The organism is Microbacterium sp. MYb64 (assembly GCF_002979495.1).
Lineage (GTDB): Bacteria > Actinomycetota > Actinomycetes > Actinomycetales > Microbacteriaceae > Microbacterium > Microbacterium azadirachtae_A.
Genome location: NZ_PCOW01000011.1, coordinates 45,978 through 62,745, shown reverse-complemented (window position 1 = coordinate 62,745; position 16,768 = coordinate 45,978). Strand labels below are relative to the sequence as shown.

At 68.8% G+C, this 16,768-nt stretch carries 15 protein-coding genes; 12 read left to right on the top strand and 3 right to left on the bottom strand.

The window, feature by feature from the left end:
• Window positions 1-14: 14 nt before the first annotated feature.
• From gcvP to CQ044_RS11315, 6 genes are all read left to right on the top strand, one after another.
• A complete protein-coding gene (gcvP, locus tag CQ044_RS11340) occupies window positions 15-2,831 on the top strand; it encodes an aminomethyl-transferring glycine dehydrogenase (RefSeq protein WP_374954856.1) in 2,817 nt (938 codons plus the stop codon).
• Window positions 2,832-3,027: 196 nt separating this feature from the next.
• Window positions 3,028-4,659 carry an ABC transporter substrate-binding protein gene (locus tag CQ044_RS11335; protein ID WP_105688566.1) on the top strand — a complete coding sequence of 544 codons (1,632 nt, stop codon included), beginning with the start codon at window positions 3,028-3,030 and terminating at the stop codon, window positions 4,657-4,659.
• 88 nt (window positions 4,660-4,747) lie between these two features.
• Window positions 4,748-5,674, top strand: a complete 927-nt coding sequence (locus CQ044_RS11330) for an ABC transporter permease (RefSeq protein ID WP_105688565.1) — start codon at window positions 4,748-4,750, stop codon at window positions 5,672-5,674.
• Entirely contained in the window at window positions 5,667-6,608 is a 942-nt protein-coding gene (locus CQ044_RS11325) for an ABC transporter permease (RefSeq protein ID WP_105688564.1), read from the top strand. The genes CQ044_RS11330 and CQ044_RS11325 overlap by 8 nt, the downstream gene beginning before the upstream one ends.
• Window positions 6,605-8,287, top strand: a complete 1,683-nt coding sequence (locus CQ044_RS11320) for an ABC transporter ATP-binding protein (RefSeq protein ID WP_105688563.1) — start codon at window positions 6,605-6,607, stop codon at window positions 8,285-8,287. The genes CQ044_RS11325 and CQ044_RS11320 overlap by 4 nt, the downstream gene beginning before the upstream one ends.
• 14 nt (window positions 8,288-8,301) lie before the next feature.
• Window positions 8,302-8,868, top strand: coding sequence for a PH domain-containing protein (locus CQ044_RS11315; RefSeq protein WP_258133274.1), 567 nt, complete (start codon window positions 8,302-8,304; stop codon window positions 8,866-8,868).
• Window positions 8,869-8,996: 128 nt separating this feature from the next.
• On the opposite strand, the gene CQ044_RS11310 is transcribed toward CQ044_RS11315, so the two are convergent.
• Window positions 8,997-9,959 (bottom strand): hypothetical protein, encoded by a 963-nt coding sequence (locus CQ044_RS11310; RefSeq protein WP_105688561.1) that lies wholly within the window; start codon window positions 9,957-9,959, stop codon window positions 8,997-8,999.
• A gap of 217 nt (window positions 9,960-10,176) precedes the next feature.
• Entirely contained in the window at window positions 10,177-10,974 is a 798-nt protein-coding gene (locus CQ044_RS11305; protein WP_105688560.1) for a CPBP family intramembrane glutamic endopeptidase, read from the bottom strand.
• Between the two features lie 103 nt (window positions 10,975-11,077).
• Between CQ044_RS11305 and typA the strand changes: the two genes are divergently transcribed.
• Window positions 11,078-12,988, top strand: coding sequence for a translational GTPase TypA (gene typA / locus CQ044_RS11300; protein WP_105688559.1), 1,911 nt, complete (start codon window positions 11,078-11,080; stop codon window positions 12,986-12,988).
• A 101-nt stretch (window positions 12,989-13,089) separates the two neighbouring features.
• Here the strand turns inward: typA and CQ044_RS11295 are convergent, their stop codons facing one another.
• Window positions 13,090-13,638, bottom strand: coding sequence for a helix-turn-helix domain-containing protein (locus CQ044_RS11295; protein WP_105688558.1), 549 nt, complete (start codon window positions 13,636-13,638; stop codon window positions 13,090-13,092).
• 65 nt (window positions 13,639-13,703) lie between these two features.
• Between CQ044_RS11295 and CQ044_RS11290 the strand changes: the two genes are divergently transcribed.
• From CQ044_RS11290 to dapC, 5 genes are read left to right on the top strand one after another with little or no spacing between them, the layout of a single operon-like run.
• Window positions 13,704-14,459 (top strand): AzlC family ABC transporter permease, encoded by a 756-nt coding sequence (locus CQ044_RS11290; RefSeq protein WP_105688628.1) that lies wholly within the window; start codon window positions 13,704-13,706, stop codon window positions 14,457-14,459.
• Window positions 14,456-14,770, top strand: coding sequence for an AzlD domain-containing protein (locus CQ044_RS11285; protein WP_045272230.1), 315 nt, complete (start codon window positions 14,456-14,458; stop codon window positions 14,768-14,770). Before CQ044_RS11290 ends, CQ044_RS11285 begins: the two co-directional genes overlap by 4 nt.
• 9 nt (window positions 14,771-14,779) lie before the next feature.
• Entirely contained in the window at window positions 14,780-15,208 is a 429-nt protein-coding gene (locus CQ044_RS11280) for a histidinol dehydrogenase (RefSeq protein WP_181158285.1), read from the top strand.
• Between the two features lie 9 nt (window positions 15,209-15,217).
• The gene (fdxA, locus tag CQ044_RS11275) at window positions 15,218-15,538 is read left to right on the top strand and encodes a ferredoxin (protein ID WP_045272231.1); all 321 of its coding nucleotides are present in this window, start codon (window positions 15,218-15,220) and stop codon (window positions 15,536-15,538) included.
• An 8-nt stretch (window positions 15,539-15,546) separates the two neighbouring features.
• Window positions 15,547-16,659 carry a succinyldiaminopimelate transaminase gene (gene dapC / locus CQ044_RS11270; protein ID WP_045272232.1) on the top strand — a complete coding sequence of 371 codons (1,113 nt, stop codon included), beginning with the start codon at window positions 15,547-15,549 and terminating at the stop codon, window positions 16,657-16,659.
• The last annotated feature ends 109 nt before the right edge of the window (window positions 16,660-16,768 follow it).

Here is a 16,768-nt window from a genome sequence, read left to right as displayed (position 1 = left end):
ACGCCCAGCGGGCGATGCTCGACGCGATCGGCATCGCGTACGGCGCCGACGAGCGTCCCGTCGACGCCCTCATGCGCGAGGCCGTCCCCGCCTCGATCCGCTCGGCCGCCGACCGTGTCAGCGTGCTGCCGGCCGCGGCGAGCGAGGCGGAGGCCCTCGCAGAGCTGCGCGTGCTCGCGAACCGCAACACGGTCAACCGCCCCATGATCGGCCTGGGCTACTACGGCACGCTCACGCCGAGCGTGATCCAGCGCAACGTCCTGGAGAACCCCTCCTGGTACACGGCGTACACGCCGTACCAGCCGGAGATCTCGCAGGGCCGCCTGGAGGCGCTGATCAACTTCCAGACGATGGTGTCCGACCTCACGGGCCTCGACACGGCGAACGCGTCCATGCTCGACGAGTCCTCCGCCGTCGCGGAGGGAATGCTGCTCGCACGGCGCGGATCCAAGGCCGCGTCCCACACGTTCGTGGTCGACGCCGATGCGCTGCCGCAGACCAAGGCGCTCCTCGCCACCCGTGCGTCGGCGCTCGGGATCGAGCTCGTCGAGCGCGATCTCGCCGGCGGCGAGACGCTGCCCGAGGACCTGTTCGGCGTGTTCGTGCAGTACCCGGGCGCCTCGGGGCGGATCTGGGATCCCTCCGCGGTCATCGACGCGGCGCACCTCGCCGGCGGCCTCGCGGTCGTCGCGGCCGACCTGCTCGCGCTCACCCTGATCGCCTCGCCGGGTTCGCTCGGTGCGGACGTCGCCGTGGGCACCACGCAGCGCTTCGGCGTGCCGATGGGCTTCGGCGGCCCGCACGCCGGCTACATGGCCGTGCGCTCGGGGCTGGAGCGTCAGCTGCCGGGTCGCCTCGTCGGCGTCTCGCAGGACGCGGACGGCCACCCGGCCTACCGCCTCGCGCTACAGACCCGCGAGCAGCACATCCGTCGCGAGAAGGCCACGTCGAACATCTGCACCGCGCAGGTGCTGCTGGCCGTCATAGCGTCGATGTACGCGGTGTACCACGGCCCGGAGGGGCTCAAGGAGATCGCCTCCGGTGTCGCCTCGAAGGCGCGCTTCCTCGCCACGCAGCTGGAGAAGGCCGGCGCCGAGATCGTGCACGCGGACTACTTCGACACGATCACCGTGCGCATTCCCGGCCGGGCCGACGCGGTCGTCGCGGACGCCCACGCGGCGGGGATCCTGCTGAACCCCGTGGACGCGGACACGGTGAGCATCGCCGCCGACGAGACCACGACCTACGAGGACATCCTCGCCGTGGCCACGGTGTTCGGCGCGGGGGAGGGCTCGTTCGCCTACATCCCCGTCACGAGCGTGCCCGCGGCCCTCGCCCGCCAGGACGAGTACCTCACGCACCCCGTGTTCCACGCGCACCGCTCCGAGACCGCCATGATGCGGTACATGAAGAGCCTCGCCGACCGCGACTACGCGCTCGACCGCGGCATGATCCCGCTCGGATCCTGCACGATGAAGCTCAACGCCGCGACCGAGATGGCCGCGATCACCTGGCCCGAGTTCGCGCAGCTGCACCCGTTCGCCCCCGAGGCCGACGTCCAGGGCTCGCTCGAGCTCATCGACCAGCTCGAGGCCTGGCTCGCCGACGTCACCGGTTACGACGCGGTCTCCCTCCAGCCGAACGCCGGATCGCAGGGCGAGCTCGCCGGTCTGCTCGCGATCCGCGGCTACCACCTCGCGAACGGCGACGATCACCGCACCGTGTGCCTGATCCCGTCCTCCGCGCACGGCACCAACGCGGCCTCCGCGGTGCTCGCCGGCATGAAGGTGGTCGTCGTCGCGACTGATGAGCTGGGCAACGTCGACCTCGACGACCTGCGCGCGAAGATCGCGCAGCACGCCGACGAGATCGCCGCGCTCATGATCACCTACCCGTCGACGCACGGCGTGTACGAGCACGACGTGCTCGACATCACGGCGGCGGTGCACGCGGCGGGCGGCCAGGTGTACATCGACGGCGCGAACCTGAACGCACTGCTCGGCTACTCCCGGTTCGGGGACCTGGGCGGCGACGTCTCGCACCTCAACCTGCACAAGACCTTCGCGATCCCGCACGGCGGCGGTGGCCCCGGCGTGGGCCCCGTGGGGGCCAAGGCGCACCTCGCGCCGTACCTGCCGGGACACCCGCAGGCGCAGCGCACCGCGCACGCGGGCGGCTACGTCTTCGAGGGAGGCCCTGTCTCCGCGGCGCCGTACGGATCCGCCGGCGTGCTCCCGATCTCGTGGGCGTACGTGCGGATGATGGGCGCCGACGGCCTGCGCGACGCGACGGCGGCGGCGGTGCTCGCGGCGAACTACGTCGCCTCGCGCCTCGGCGACCACTACCCCGTGCTGTACTCGGGGGAGCAGGGCCGGGTGGCGCACGAGTGCATCCTCGACCTGCGTCCGCTCAAGGAGGCGACCGGGATCACGGTCGACGACGTGGCCAAGCGCCTCATCGACTACGGCTTCCACGCCCCGACCATGTCGTTCCCGGTGGCGGGCACGCTCATGGTGGAGCCGACGGAGTCGGAGGATCTCGCAGAGCTCGAGCGCTTCGTGGAAGCCATGATCCAGATCAGGGCGGAGGCCGACGAGGTCGCCGCGGGAGTCTGGCCGGCCGACGACAACCCGCTCGTGCACGCACCGCACACCGCGGCGTCGCTGCTGATGGGCGAGTGGAACCACGCCTACACCCGTGAGAAGGCGGCGTACCCCACGCACGCGCTCATCGCGGGCAAGTACTGGCCGCCCGTGCGCCGCATCGACAACGCGTACGGAGACCGCAACCTGGTCTGCGCGTGCCCGCCGGTGGAGGCGTTCGCGCTGTAGGAACCGCGCGAGCCGGAAGTACGACGAGGCGCCCTGGGAACGGTCCCAGGGCGCCTCGTCGTGTCAGGTCACCAGTAAGTAACGGTTAACGGTACGCATTCGTGCGATCGGCGGATCGGCGGTTAGGCTCAGGTATCCCTGAGCACTCGACGACGAGTGCGCAGATTGCTGTCAACTGTCCACAGGAGGACACAACGTGAAGCGCAACAAGATCGCCCTCGCGGCTGTCGGGCTGCTCGCGGCGGGCGTCATCGCCCTCGCTGGCTGCTCGGGCGGCTCCGGAAACAACTCCGGAGGTGGAGCCACCGGCAAGACCGATGCGGCTGCCATCATCACCGCCAACGGCTCTGAGCCGCAGAACCCGCTGATTCCGACCAACACCAACGAGGTCGGCGGCGGCAAGATCCTGGACAGCATCTTTGCTGGCCTGGTCTACTACGACGCCAAGGGCAAGCCTGTCAACGACATGGCCGAGTCCATCAAGACGGATGACCCCCAGCACCTCACGGTGAAGATCAAGCAGGGTCAGAAGTTCACGGATGGCACCGAGGTCAAGGCCGACAACTTCATCAAGGCCTGGAACTACGGCGCGCTCGCTTCCAACAAGCAGCTGTCGAGCTACTTCTTCGAGGACATCGAGGGCTACAACGCCGACGCCGACAGCCCGCTGACCGGTCTGAAGAAGATCGACGACTACAGCTTCACGATCGCGCTGAACAAGCCCGCATCGGACTTCGCGCTGCGTCTCGGCTACTCGGCCTTCTACCCGCTGCCGGACTCCGCATTCACCGACATGAAGAAGTTCGGTGAGGCCCCCATCGGCAACGGTCCGTACAAGATCGGCGGGAAGGGCTGGCAGCACAACGTCAGCATCGATCTCGTCAAGAACGACGACTACCAGGGTTCCCGCAAGGTGCAGAACGGTGGCCTGACCATCGTCTTCTACGCCACGCAGGAGGCCGCATACGCCGACCTTCAGGGCAACAAGCTCGACGTGCTCGACGCGATGCCGTCGACGGCGCTGCCGACCTTCCAGAAGACCCTGGGCGACCGCGCGGTGAACCAGCCGGCCGCTGTCTTCCAGTCCTTCACGATCGGTCAGTTCCTGCCGCACTTCTCTGGCGAGGAGGGCAAGCTGCGCCGCGAGGCCATCTCGATGGCGTTCGACCGTGCGCAGATCACCAAGAAGATCTTCTTCGGGACCCGCACGGCGGCCGAGGACTTCACCTCGCCGGTCATCTCGGGCTGGTCGAGCGACATCCCCGGCAACGAGGTGCTGAAGTACGACCCCAAGAAGGCGAAGGAGCTGTGGGCCGAGGCCGACAAGATCTCGCCGTGGAGCGGAACCTTCCAGATCGCGTACAACAGCGACGGCGGCCACAAGGAGTGGGTCGACGCCGTGACCAACGCGATCAAGAACAACCTCGGAATCGACGCGTCGGGCGCTCCGTACCCGACGTTCGCGCAGATCCGCACCGAGGTCACCAACCGCACGATCAAGACCGCGGCCCGCTCCGGCTGGCAGGCGGACTACCCGGGTATGTACAACTTCCTGGGCCCGCTGTACGCGACCGGCGCCGGCTCGAACGATGGCGACTACACCAGCGCCGACTTCGACAAGGCGATCTCCGATGGCATCGGCAACCCCGACCAGAAGGCGCAGCTCGAGGACTTCAAGAAGGCGCAGGAGATCCTGTTCAAGGACCTCCCCGCGATCCCGCTGTGGTACTCGAACGTGACCGGTGGTTTCGGCACGAGCGTGCAGAACGTCACCTTCGGGTGGAACTCGGTTCCGCTGTACTATCAGATCACCAAGGCCGCTAAGTAACGACTCTGTGATATCCGCGAGGCGGTGACGGACACGTCACCGCCTCGCGGCTTGTCGCTGTCACGGCCTTCTCCAGAAAGGACGGCGGATGCTCGGATATATTCTGAAACGTCTGCTGCAGGTGGTCCCGGTCTTCTTCGGAGCCACACTGCTCATCTATTTCCTCGTGTTCGCCATGCCCGGCGACCCGATTCTCGCCCTCTTCGGCGACCGCACGCCGAACCCCGCCATCGTTCAGGCGCTGCGCGAGCAGTACCACCTGAACGACCCGTTCATCGTGCAGTACTGGTACTACATCACGGGGGTTTTCCAGGGGAACCTCGGGATGACCTACTCCGGTCGTCCCGTGACTGAAGTGCTCGCTGAAACGCTCCCCGTCACGGGCCGACTGGCCGTGATGGCGATCGCCATCGAGTTCACCCTCGCGATCATCATCGGCACGATCGCGGCACTGCGTAAGGGCAAGCTCTTCGACAACACCTCGCTGGTGGTCGCCCTCATCGCGCTGTCGATTCCGATCTTCGTGCTCTGCTTCATCGCGCAGTACTTCTTCGCCCTGCAGCTCGGCTGGTTCAGCCCCACGGTGGGAGCGGACAACGGCTGGGGCGGCTTGTGGCTTCCCGCACTCGTGCTCGGCTTCAGCCTGTTCGCGGTCAGCATGCGCCTCATGCGCTCCTCGACCATCGACACGCTGAACCAGGAGTGGGTGCGCACCGCGTACGGAAAGGGACTGCCGCGCCGACGCGTCATCCCCGTGCACGTGCTGAGGAACTCGCTGATCCCCGTGATCACCAACTCCGCGACGAACTTCGGTGTTCTTCTGGTCGGAGCCACCGTGACCGAGGGCATCTTCAACGTTCCCGGTGTCGGCAACACGCTCTACCAGGCCGCAGTGCGAGGCGAGGGCCCGACGGTCGTCTCCTTCGTGACTGTGTTCGTCATCCTGTACGTGCTGGTCAACCTCGTCATCGACCTGCTGTACGGCCTGCTCGACCCGAGGATCCGCTATGCCTGAGCCCACCAACATTGCGCACTACGTCGCGCCGGTCGAGACCGAGACGATCTCGGTCGACGCCGTTCGCATCGCGGACAAGCCCAGCAACTTGTGGCGGGACGCCTGGCAGGACCTCCGCCGTCGGCCGTTGTTCTGGATCGCCTCGGTCCTGGCGCTGCTCTTCCTCGTCGCGGCGATCGTGCCGCAGGTGTTCGCGCAGTTCGACCCGACCAAATGCGATCTCATGTTCAGCAACGAGGGTCCGGCCGCCGGTCACCCGCTGGGGTACAACTTCCAGGGCTGCGACATCTACTCGCGTGTGATCTGGGGCGCGCGCACTTCGCTCGCGGTCGGTGTGATCGCCACGACGCTCAGTGCGGTGATCGGTCTCATCATGGGTGCGATCGCCGGCTTCTACGGGGGCTGGCTCGATTCGCTCCTGTCCCGGATCGGGGACATCTTCTTCGCGATCCCGTACATCCTCGCGGCGATCGTCGTGATGACCGTGCTTCACGACTACCGCAACGTCTGGACCCTCGCCCTGGCGATCGGTGGATTCGCCTGGGCATCGACCGCACGCGTGGTGCGAGCGGAGATCCTCCGGGTGAAACAGGCGGACTACGTGATGGCATCCAAGGCGCTCGGGCTCGGCAAGTTCCGGATCCTCCTCCGCCACGTGATGCCCAACGCGATCGCTCCGCTGCTCGTCGTCGCGACCCTCGGGCTCGCCTCGGCCATCGTCGCAGAGGCGACGCTGTCGTTCCTCGGCGTCGGCCTCGGCAGCGACGTGGTCTCCTGGGGCAATGACATCAGCGGGGCGCAGGCCGCCCTGCAGATCGCTCCGATGGCACTCATCTATCCGTCGATCGCGCTCACCTTCGCGGTGCTCGCGTTCGTCACTCTGGGCGAGCTGATCCGCGACGCCCTCGACCCGAAGGCGAGGGCACTTCGATGAGCACTCCCGCACAGAACAGTCAGGCCCCCGTCCTCACCGTGCGCGACCTCAAGGTTGCGTTCAAGGGTCAGGAAGGGCTCCGCGAGGTCCTGCACGGCGTGTCGTTCGACGTCTACGCCGGCGAGACCGTCGCGATCGTGGGGGAGTCGGGATCCGGCAAGTCGACGACCGCGACAGCGATCATCGACCTGCTCCCGGGAACCGGACGCGTCACGGAAGGGTCGATCACCCTCGACGGCCGAGAGCTCACGCAGCTCGGCCGGCGCGGGATGGAGCACGTCCGCGGACGTGACATCGGCTTCGTGCCGCAGGATCCGATGGCGAGCCTCAACCCGGTGTGGTCGATCGGTTTCCAGGTGAAGGAGGCGATCCGTGCCAACGGCATCGCCACCAGCCGTGCCGCTGTCAAGGCACGCGCGATCGAGGTGCTGCAGCAGGCGGGCCTCGCGGACGCCGCGAGTCGACTGCACCAGTTCCCTCATCAGTTCTCGGGTGGAATGCGGCAGCGCGCGCTGATCGGCATCGGCCTGGCGGCCGATCCGAAGCTGTTGATCGCCGACGAGCCGACCTCGGCTCTCGACGTGACGGTGCAGCGCGTGATCCTCGATCACCTCGCCAGGCTGACGACGGAGAAGGGCACTGCGGTGCTGCTCATCACGCATGACCTCGGGCTCGCCGCTGAGCGCGCCTCGAAGATCATCGTGATGAACAACGGCAACATCGTCGAGTCCGGGCCCAGCCGGGAGATCCTGGAGAATCCGCAGCATCCGTACACGCGCAGGCTCGTGGCCGCGGCACCGAGTGTCGCGTCTCAGCGGATCCAGGCCGTGGTCGAGGACCGCGGCGTGCAGACCGAGAAAGACCTGTTCGACGGAACGCCGCGGGTGCGGGTGGCAGGCCTGACGAAGGACTATTCCATTCGTCAGGGGCAGTTCCGCAGCGTGCCGTTCCGTGCTGTCGACAACGTCTCCTTCGAGATCCCGAAGGGCAAGACGCTCGCTCTCGTCGGCGAGTCCGGTTCCGGCAAGTCGACGGTCGCGAAGATGGTGCTGAAACTCGAGGAGCCGACGTCCGGCACGATCGAGATCGACGGCAAGGACGTCTCGCGGCTGTCGTTCGGTCAGGCTTTCGGCCTGCGCCGGCGGATGCAACCCGTGTTCCAGGATCCGTACGGGTCCATGGATCCGCTGCGCAACATCGGCAACACCATTGCGGAGCCGCTCGACATCCACAACATCGGAGACCGTGCCTCTCGTCAGGAGCGGGTGCTGGAGCTGCTGGATCAGGTGTCGCTGCCGCGAGTGCTCGCCTCGCGATACCCGAACGAGCTGTCCGGCGGTCAGCGCCAGCGCGTCGCGATCGCGCGCGCTCTGGCTCTCAAGCCCGACATCGTCGTGCTCGACGAGGCGGTCTCCGCGCTCGATGTGCTCGTGCAGGACCAGGTGCTGAAGCTGCTCGCAGACCTGCAGCACGAGCTCGACCTCACCTATCTGTTCATCACGCACGACCTCGCGGTCGTGCGTGTATCGAGCGACCTCGTGTGTGTGATGGAGAAGGGCAAGGTCGTCGAGCAGGGAACCGTCGACGAGATCTTCGCCAACCCGCAGCAGGAGTACACGGATCGGCTGTTGCAGGCGATTCCCGGCGCCTCGATCGCCCTGGGCAGCGGCGGCGCGTGAGGTCGATGGATCACATGCCCGTGGGCGCGCGGACCTACCGCGCGCCCACGGGCATCGCCGTTCTGGTGGTCTGCGCCCTGCTGGCCGTCTTCGTGCTCGGTGACGCGGTCATGCGCAGCAGCTGGGCGCAGATGCTGCTGTACGCCCCGTGGGTACTGCTCGTCCTCTGGCTGATCTACGTGATCAGCGTGGTCTCGATGGTGCATGTCGACGAGGACGGCGCGAGAGTGCAGAACTTCTTGCGCCGTACCGCCTTCGGCTGGCGACGGGTCACCGATGTCGACCTGCGCTGGCAGCTGGACTTCGCCCTCGACGACGATCGGAAGCTCTCCTGCTGGGGCGGTCCGGGCCGCATCCAAGCGCCGCGGCAGGCGAGACGCTCCGGAGAGCTCAAGGTACCGCAGAGCCTGCAGGTGCTCACCGAGGTGCGCACCCGCTGGGAGAAGGGGGTGGAGCGGCCCGCCGGTGCCGCGGGGGAGGGCGTCGACGCCCCGATCCGCCGCAGCTGGGACTGGCCCGCGATCGTCGCCCTCGTCGTGATCCTCGGCTGGGCCGCGATTTCCGTCGCCGTCACCCGCTGACCGCGCCCTTTCTCTGACCGCGAGACTCCAACTCCGCGACGAGACTGCGCTGTTTGGGTGCAGTCTCGTCGCCCAGTTGGAGTCTCGCGGTCAACGCGGGGCGTCGAGGTCAACGCGGGGCGTCGAGGTCAGTGCAGGGCGTCGCGGAGCGAGGCCAGCAGGAACGGGTCGGCCGGGAGCGGGCGCGGTACGCGTGCTGTGCGGAGGATGTCGATGAGCGGATCCACCTCTCGCAACTCGGGCCAACCCCATCGGATCCGGTGCGAGGCGCGGCGCAGGAGCCTGGCTTCTCGGCGCTTCTCCTTGACGATCGCCTTCGTCGGGTCGCCGAGCTCGCCGGTGTACTTGACGGCGCCGTCCGCCTCGCCGATGAGGTCCCGCGAACGCCAGAAGAAGTCGATCCGGTCTTCGGCACCATCGATGAGGAACGTCACCTGGGTCTCCGGCAGCTCGAAGCCCGCGAACTCCATCGCGGCAAGGCTGAGCGATTCGAGCACGCTCTCGGGAACGCCGGTCGCCCGGTCGAGAGCCCATCGGGCCCTGCGCCGGTTGCGTGACGAGAGGCGCGACTCGTTGATCGCGCGGAGCTGCGCGGCGGTGAGGCGGGGCGTACGGCGCATCAGCGCGTCGACGTAGGCGAGGCCGGCGCCGGGCGACGACGCGCGGGCGACATCGACGGCGGTGTCGGCAGCCGACGTCAGCCGGATCCCGTCGATCTCGTCGATCGCGCGCTGGTCGGCGGAGGTGAGAACGCGGACGACGCCCGAGACGCGGCTGGTGCGATCGGGATCCAGGATGAGGACGGGATCGTGTTGCCGTCCCAGGAACACTCCGCGGAGAGCAGCCGCAGTCGCGCCGCAGAACACGAACCCAGGGTTGGCGAGGCTCACGGCATGCACTCGGGCCAGATAGCGGTCCCAGGGAGCCAGTGCCTCCCATCCTCCGACCGGTGCGTAGACGCCCGGGACGACGCGGATGAGTTCGCCCTGCCGCCAGGCCCGGTCGAGGACGGTCGTGTTCGCCGCGCCGTGCGAACGCATCAGCTCGGTCGGAGAAGGTGCAAGTCCTGGCGCGAGAGTCGACTTCGGCATGCGCCGATCCTCTGCGAACCGCGCCCCCGATGGTTCTCGCCCCACGAGACCCGTGCAGAACCTCCCTCCCGACCCGTCTGTGCGGATCGAAGCGAGCGCCAGCCGCATCTGACCGCGAGACTCCAACTCCGCGACGAGACTGCGCGTATCAGCCGCAGTCTCGTTGCCCAGTTGGAGTCTCGCGGTCAAGAGAGCCCCGGGCGCGGGCGGGCGCGCGTCAGTGCGCGGGCAGGCCGAACAGGGCCGGCCACGTCGACGCGGCCCAGGGGTAGCCGACGAACACCGCCGCGTCGATGAGGAAGTGCGCGACGAGGAACGGCAGGAGCCGGCCGGTGCGCAGGAACAGGAAGCCGAACAGCAGGCCCATGCCCAGGTTCCCGATGAACGCGCCGGGTCCCTGGTACAGGTGATAGCTCGCGCGCAGCACGGAGGTGGCGAGGATGATCGTCCACGGGCCCCAGCCGAGCTGGCGCAGCCGGGCGAAGAGGTATCCCAGCACCACGAACTCCTCCTGCACGGAGGCGCGTGCGGCGGACAGCAGCAGCACGGGGATCGTCCACCAGTACGCGCTCTGCGCTCCCGGATCCACCGCGACGAACAGACCCATCGCGCGCCCCGTGAGGTAGAGCGCGAGCCCGGGGATCCCGATCGCGAGCACCAGCAGGAGACCTCCGCCCGTGTCGCGGCCGACGCGGGCGCCGTCGAGCCCCAGCGCGCCGAGGTGCGGGCGCGCCGGCCGCCAGAGCAGGAAGCACACCAGCAGAACCGGGACGACGGAGAACCCGATCCCGAGCACCTGGTAGAGGAAGTCGAACAGCTCGCGGCTGGACTGCGACGGATTCAGCGTCGCCGTCTGGTCCGCGAGAGGGGTCGAGAGGGACAGACGGTCCAGGAGCTGGACGATCGCGTACACGGCGGATTGCCCGAGCCCGAGGCCGAGCACGATCGCCATCTCCCACCCGAGGCGCTTACTGGACGGGGCGTCCGGCGGGTCGAGCGGCAGGGCGATCCTCATGCGATGAGCGTACGCGTCGCCGCGCAGAGGACGTCCAGGAGCGGTGATGTATCCTGAAGAGTCCGGAATCCCGGGCGAAACCCCAGCTGCATTGGATTCCTTCATGGCGCACGCCCTCCGTTCCGATCTCCGCAACGTCGCCATCGTCGCGCACGTCGACCACGGCAAGACCACGCTCGTGGACGCCATGCTCCGCCAGACCGGTTCCTTCGGGGAGCACGCGCACGTCGAAGAGCGCGCGATGGACTCCAACGACCTGGAGCGTGAGAAGGGCATCACGATCCTCGCTAAGAACACGGCGATCACCTACAACGGCATCCACGCCGAGAGCCCGATCACGATCAACGTGATCGACACCCCGGGCCACGCCGACTTCGGCGGCGAGGTCGAGCGCGGTCTGTCCATGGTCGACGGCGTGGTGCTGCTCGTGGACGCGAGCGAGGGCCCGCTTCCGCAGACCCGCTTCGTGCTGCGCAAGGCGCTCGAGGCGAAGCTCCCGGTGATCCTGCTGGTGAACAAGACCGACCGTCCCGACGCGCGCATCGCCGAGGTCGAGGAGGAGGCGCACGACCTGCTGCTGGGCCTCGCGTCCGACCTCGTCGACGACGTGCCCGACCTCGACGTCGACGCGCTGCTCGACGTGCCCGTGGTGTACGCCTCCGGCCGCGCCGGCGCTGCGTCGCACAACCGCCCGGAGAACGGCGCGCTGCCGGACAACGAGGACCTCGAGCCGCTGTTCGAGGCGATCCTCGAGCACGTGCCGGCCCCGGCCTACGACGACGAGGCGCCGCTGCAGGCGTGGGTCACGAACCTCGACTCCTCGCCGTTCCTCGGCCGCCTCGCGCTGCTGCGCGTCTTCAACGGCACCCTCAAGAAGGGTCAGACCGTCGCCTGGGTGCGCGCGGACGGCTCCACCAGCAACGCCCGCGTCACGGAGCTGCTGAAGACCCGCGCGCTCGAGCGCTACCCCGCGGAAGAGGCCGGCCCCGGCGACATCGTCGCGATCGCCGGTTTCGAGGACATCACGATCGGCGAGACCATCGCCGACCCGGAGGATGTCCGTCCGCTGCCGCAGATCCACGTCGACGACCCCGCCATCTCGATGACGATCGGCACCAACACCTCGCCGCTCATGGGCAAGGTCAAGGGCCACAAGCTCACCGCGCGCATGGTGAAGGATCGCCTCGACCGCGAGCTGATCGGAAACGTCTCGCTCAAGGTCGTCGACATCGGACGTCCGGACGCCTGGGAGGTGCAGGGCCGCGGTGAGCTGGCGCTGGCCATCCTCGTCGAGAACATGCGTCGTGAGGGCTTCGAGCTCACCGTCGGCAAGCCCCAGGTGGTCACGAAGCAGGTGAACGGCAAGACCCACGAGCCGTTCGAGCACCTCACGATCGACGCGCCCGAGGAGTACCTCGGCGCGATCACCCAGCTGCTCGCGGCCCGGAAGGGCCGCATGGAGGGCATGTCGAACCACGGCACCGGATGGGTGCGCATGGAGTTCGTCGTCCCGTCGCGCGGCCTGATCGGCTTCCGCACCGAGTTCCTCACCACGACCCGCGGCACGGGTATCGCCAACGCGATCTCGCACGGCTACGAGCCGTGGGCCGGCCAGATCACGACTCGCCAGAACGGCTCGATCGTCGCCGACCGCATGGGCGTCGTCACGCCGTTCGCGATGATCGCGCTGCAGGAGCGGATGTCGTTCTTCGTCCAGCCGACCCAGGAGGTCTACGAGGGCATGGTGATCGGTGAGAACTCGCGCGCCGACGACATGGACGTGAACATCACCAAGGAGAAGAAGCTCACGAACATGCGTGCCGCGAGCTCCGACACCTTCGAGTCGATGACGCCCCCGCGCCTGCTGACGCTCGAGGAGAGCCTCGAGTTCGCCCGTGACGACGAGTGCGTGGAGGTCACCCCGGAGGCCGTGCGCATCCGCAAGGTGGCGCTGGACCAGACCACCCGTGCGCGTGAGACCGCGCGCCTGAAGCGCCAGGACGCCAACGCCTGAGTCTTCGATGCTCGAAAACGGCCCGTCTGCTCCGGCAGGCGGGCCGTTTCGCGCGCCGGGCGTTCGCGCGCCGTGTCCTGGCGTGCGGCGCGCAACGCGGCTCAGCGCAGTTCGGAGATGAGCACCGCGGATGTGCCGGGCTCGAGGGCCTCGAACACGTGGGAGGCGTCTCCGGGGTAGGAGAGGTAGTCGCCGGGGCAGAGCTCCTCGGAGGCGTCCGCGGGCCCGATCAGGGCGCGTCCGCTGATCAGCACCACGTGCTCCGTGGTGCCCACGTGGTGCGGCTGCGAGCGGCGTGGTTCGCCCGGCTCCGCCTGGATGATGTACAGGTCGCGGCGGGCGCCCGGGGGACAGGCCGCGATGAGAGTCGCCAGATACGGCGCCGCGGCCGAGGGCACGCCGGCGTGGTCACCGGCGCGGATCAGGGTCGGGGCGTTCGTGCGCTCTTCGACGAACGCGGCGAACGGGACCCCGAGCGCGTCGGCGATCGCCCACAGCGTCTCCACGCTGGGGCCAGAGGATCCGTTCTCCAGCTGCGACACCGTCGCCTTCGAGATGCCCGCGCGGCGGGCGAGCTCGGAGACGGAGATTCCCGCCGCCTCGCGCTCTCGACGCAGGGACCGGGAGATGCGCTCGCGGAGATCATCCATGCGGCCAGTATTCCAAACGATCGTTCACCTTGACAAACGATTTGCCCTTGTTCACAATGATCGTCATGCGTTCAGAGGAGCGAACGATCGAGAACGGCCACGAGGACGACGTCGCCGCCGAGGTGCGCATCGCGCGCCGGGAGGCGTTCGGCGTCGCCCTCGCGACGAGCGCGTACGGCATCTCCTTCGGCGCGCTCGCGGTCGCCAGCGGCTTCGACGTCTGGCAGACGTGCGTGCTCAGCCTGCTGATGTTCACCGGCGGATCGCAGTTCGCCTTCGTGGGCGTGATCGGGGCGGGCGGTCTCGCCGCCGCACCCGCCGCGATCGCCTCCGCGCTGCTGCTGGGCGTACGCAACGTCGCCTACGGCATGCGGATGTCGCCGGTGATCGGACGCGGGGCCCTCCGGCGCGGTCTCGCCGCTCCGTTCACGATCGACGAGTCCACTGCCGTGTCGCTCGCGCAGCGCTCGCCGCGTGCGCGCCGCGTCGGGTTCTGGATCACCGGTGTCGGAATCTATCTCGGCTGGAATCTGACGACCCTGCTCGGTGCGCTGCTGGGCGACGTGCTGGGGGATCCGAAGACCTATGGACTGGATGCGGCGGCCGCTGCGGCATTCCTCGCGCTGCTGTGGCCGCGCCTGCGCAAGCGTCAGGCCATCGCGGTCGGCATCGCGGCCGCCGCCGTCGCCACGGTGCTCACCCCTGTGCTGATCCCCGGCCTTCCGGTGCTCGTCGCGGCGTTCGTCGCGATCGTCGTCGGCTGGTTCAACTGGTTCGCGCCGAAGAGCGTCGTCCGGACGCCAGGGGAGGAGGCGGCATGACCCTGTGGAACGCCGTGCTGCTGGCCGCCATCGGCTGCCTGGCGCTCAAGGGCGCGGGCTATCTCGTGCCGGCGTCGGTGCTCGAGGCCCCGCGGCCGGCGCGGATCACCGACCTGCTGACGGTCGCGCTGCTGGCCGCCCTCGTGGCGGTGCAGACGCTCGCGGCCGGTCCTCACATCGTCGTGGACGCGAGGGTGCCCGCAGTGCTCGTCGCGGCGGGCCTCCTGCTGCTGCGGCAGTCGTTCCTCGTCGTGGTGATCGCCGCCGCGGTCGTCGCGGCTCTCCTGCGGCTCCTAGGGTGGGCCGCGTAAGCTCGGACCGTGCGTGAATCCTGGCTCGGCAGAGCGCTGTCGTGGGTGGCCCTGTTCGTGGTGGGGGCGGTGTTCGGCCTCGCGACGACGGTCACGCACGCGACCTCGGTCTGGGGACTGCCCTGGGCCGGCCTGGTGCTCGGCGCCATCGCGTGCGGCGGGATGCTCCTCGCGGTGCGGCTGCTGCTCCACGACCGCTGGGGTGCGCTCGCGACGGGTCTGGGAATGCTCCTGGGCATGGTCGTGATCTCGGGTCGCGGACCCGGCGGCTCGGTCATCGTTCCGAACGATCTGCTGGGCGTGACCTGGACGTGGACCGTCGCCGTGATGGTGCTCCTGGTCGCCGCCTGGCCGGACTTCTCGCGGATCCGCCGTCTCCAGCAGGAGCAGGCGGCTCGAGGGCGGGTGGCGGGAGAAGCGTCCGCCGACGGGTCGTAGACTGGATCCGTGACATATGTGATCGCTCTTCCCTGCGTCGACGTGAAGGATCGTGCCTGCGTCGACGAGTGCCCCGTGGACTGCATCTACGAGGGTGAGCGATCGTTGTACATCCACCCCGACGAGTGCGTCGACTGCGGCGCGTGCGAGCCCGTGTGCCCTGTCGAGGCGATCTACTACGAGGACGACCTCCCCGAGGAGTGGGCGGACTACTACAAGGCGAACGTCGAGTTCTTCGACGAGATCGGATCCCCTGGCGGGGCCGCCAAGGTCGGCGTGATCCACCACGACCACCCGGTCATCGCCGTGCTGCCGCCGCAGGGCGAGTAGCCACCGCCATGTCCGTCCGCGATCTCGCCGACTACCCCTGGGACGCGGTCACCCCGTTCCGTGAGCGTGCGGCCGCGCACCCCGACGGCATCGTCGACCTCGCGATCGGCTCCCCGGTGGATCCGACGCCCGAGATCATCCGCCATGCGCTCGCCGAAGCGACCGACGCGCATTCCTATCCGCAGACGGTCGGCACCCCGGCCGTGCGCGAGGCGATCGTGGACTGGTACGCGCGGCGCCGTGGCGTGCCCGATCTGCGCGTGGACAACGTGATGCCCACGATCGGCTCCAAGGAGCTCGTGGCGCTGCTGCCGACGCTGCTCGGGCTCGGCGCCGGCGACATCGTGGTGCAGCCGCGCGTCGCCTACCCGACCTACGCGGTCGGTGCGCAGGTCGTCGGCGCGACGGTCGTGAGCGAGGACGATCCCGCGCTCTGGCCCGAGGGCGCCAAGCTCATCTGGATCAACACCCCCGGCAACCCGGACGGACGCACCTGGAGCGTCGACGAGCTCGCCGCGGCGGTGGGACGGGCGCGCGAGCTGGGCGCCATCCTCGCGAGCGACGAGTGCTACGCCGAGCTCGGCTGGGACGGTCCGTGGGCCACGGAGCCCGTGCCCTCCGTGCTGGACCCGCGCGTCACGGGAGGGACCAGGGCGGGCCTGCTCAGCGTGTACTCGCTCAGCAAGCAGTCCAACCTCGCCGGCTATCGGGCCGCATTCGTCGCCGGCTGCGCCCGCGTGGTGGGGGAGATCCTCACCGCCCGCAAGCACCTCGGCCTCATGCCGCCCGCGCCCGTGCAGCACGCCATGGCCGTCGCCCTGCGCGACGACGAGCACGTGGCGGCGCAGAAGGAGCGCTACCGGCAGCGGCGCGACGTGCTGCGGCCGGCGCTCCTCGATGCGGGCTTCCGGATCGACGGCTCGGAGGCCGGCCTGTACCTGTGGGTCACCCAGGGCCGCGACGCCTGGGAGTCCATGGGCGTGCTCGCCGACCTCGGGATCCTGGCCGGTCCAGGGCCGTTCTACGGAGAGCACTCTCCGCAGCACGTGCGGCTCTCGCTGACGGCGCCGCTCGAGCGGATCGAGGCGGCCGCGGCGCGCCTGCGCGGAATGGCTTCGTAGGTTTCCACAGGGCCCCGGGCATCACTCTTGGTCGTTTTCACAGTAGGTCTGCGCGCGGACTAGGCTGTATGAGCGACGCGATCACGGGCCCACCGGCACGGATCGCGCA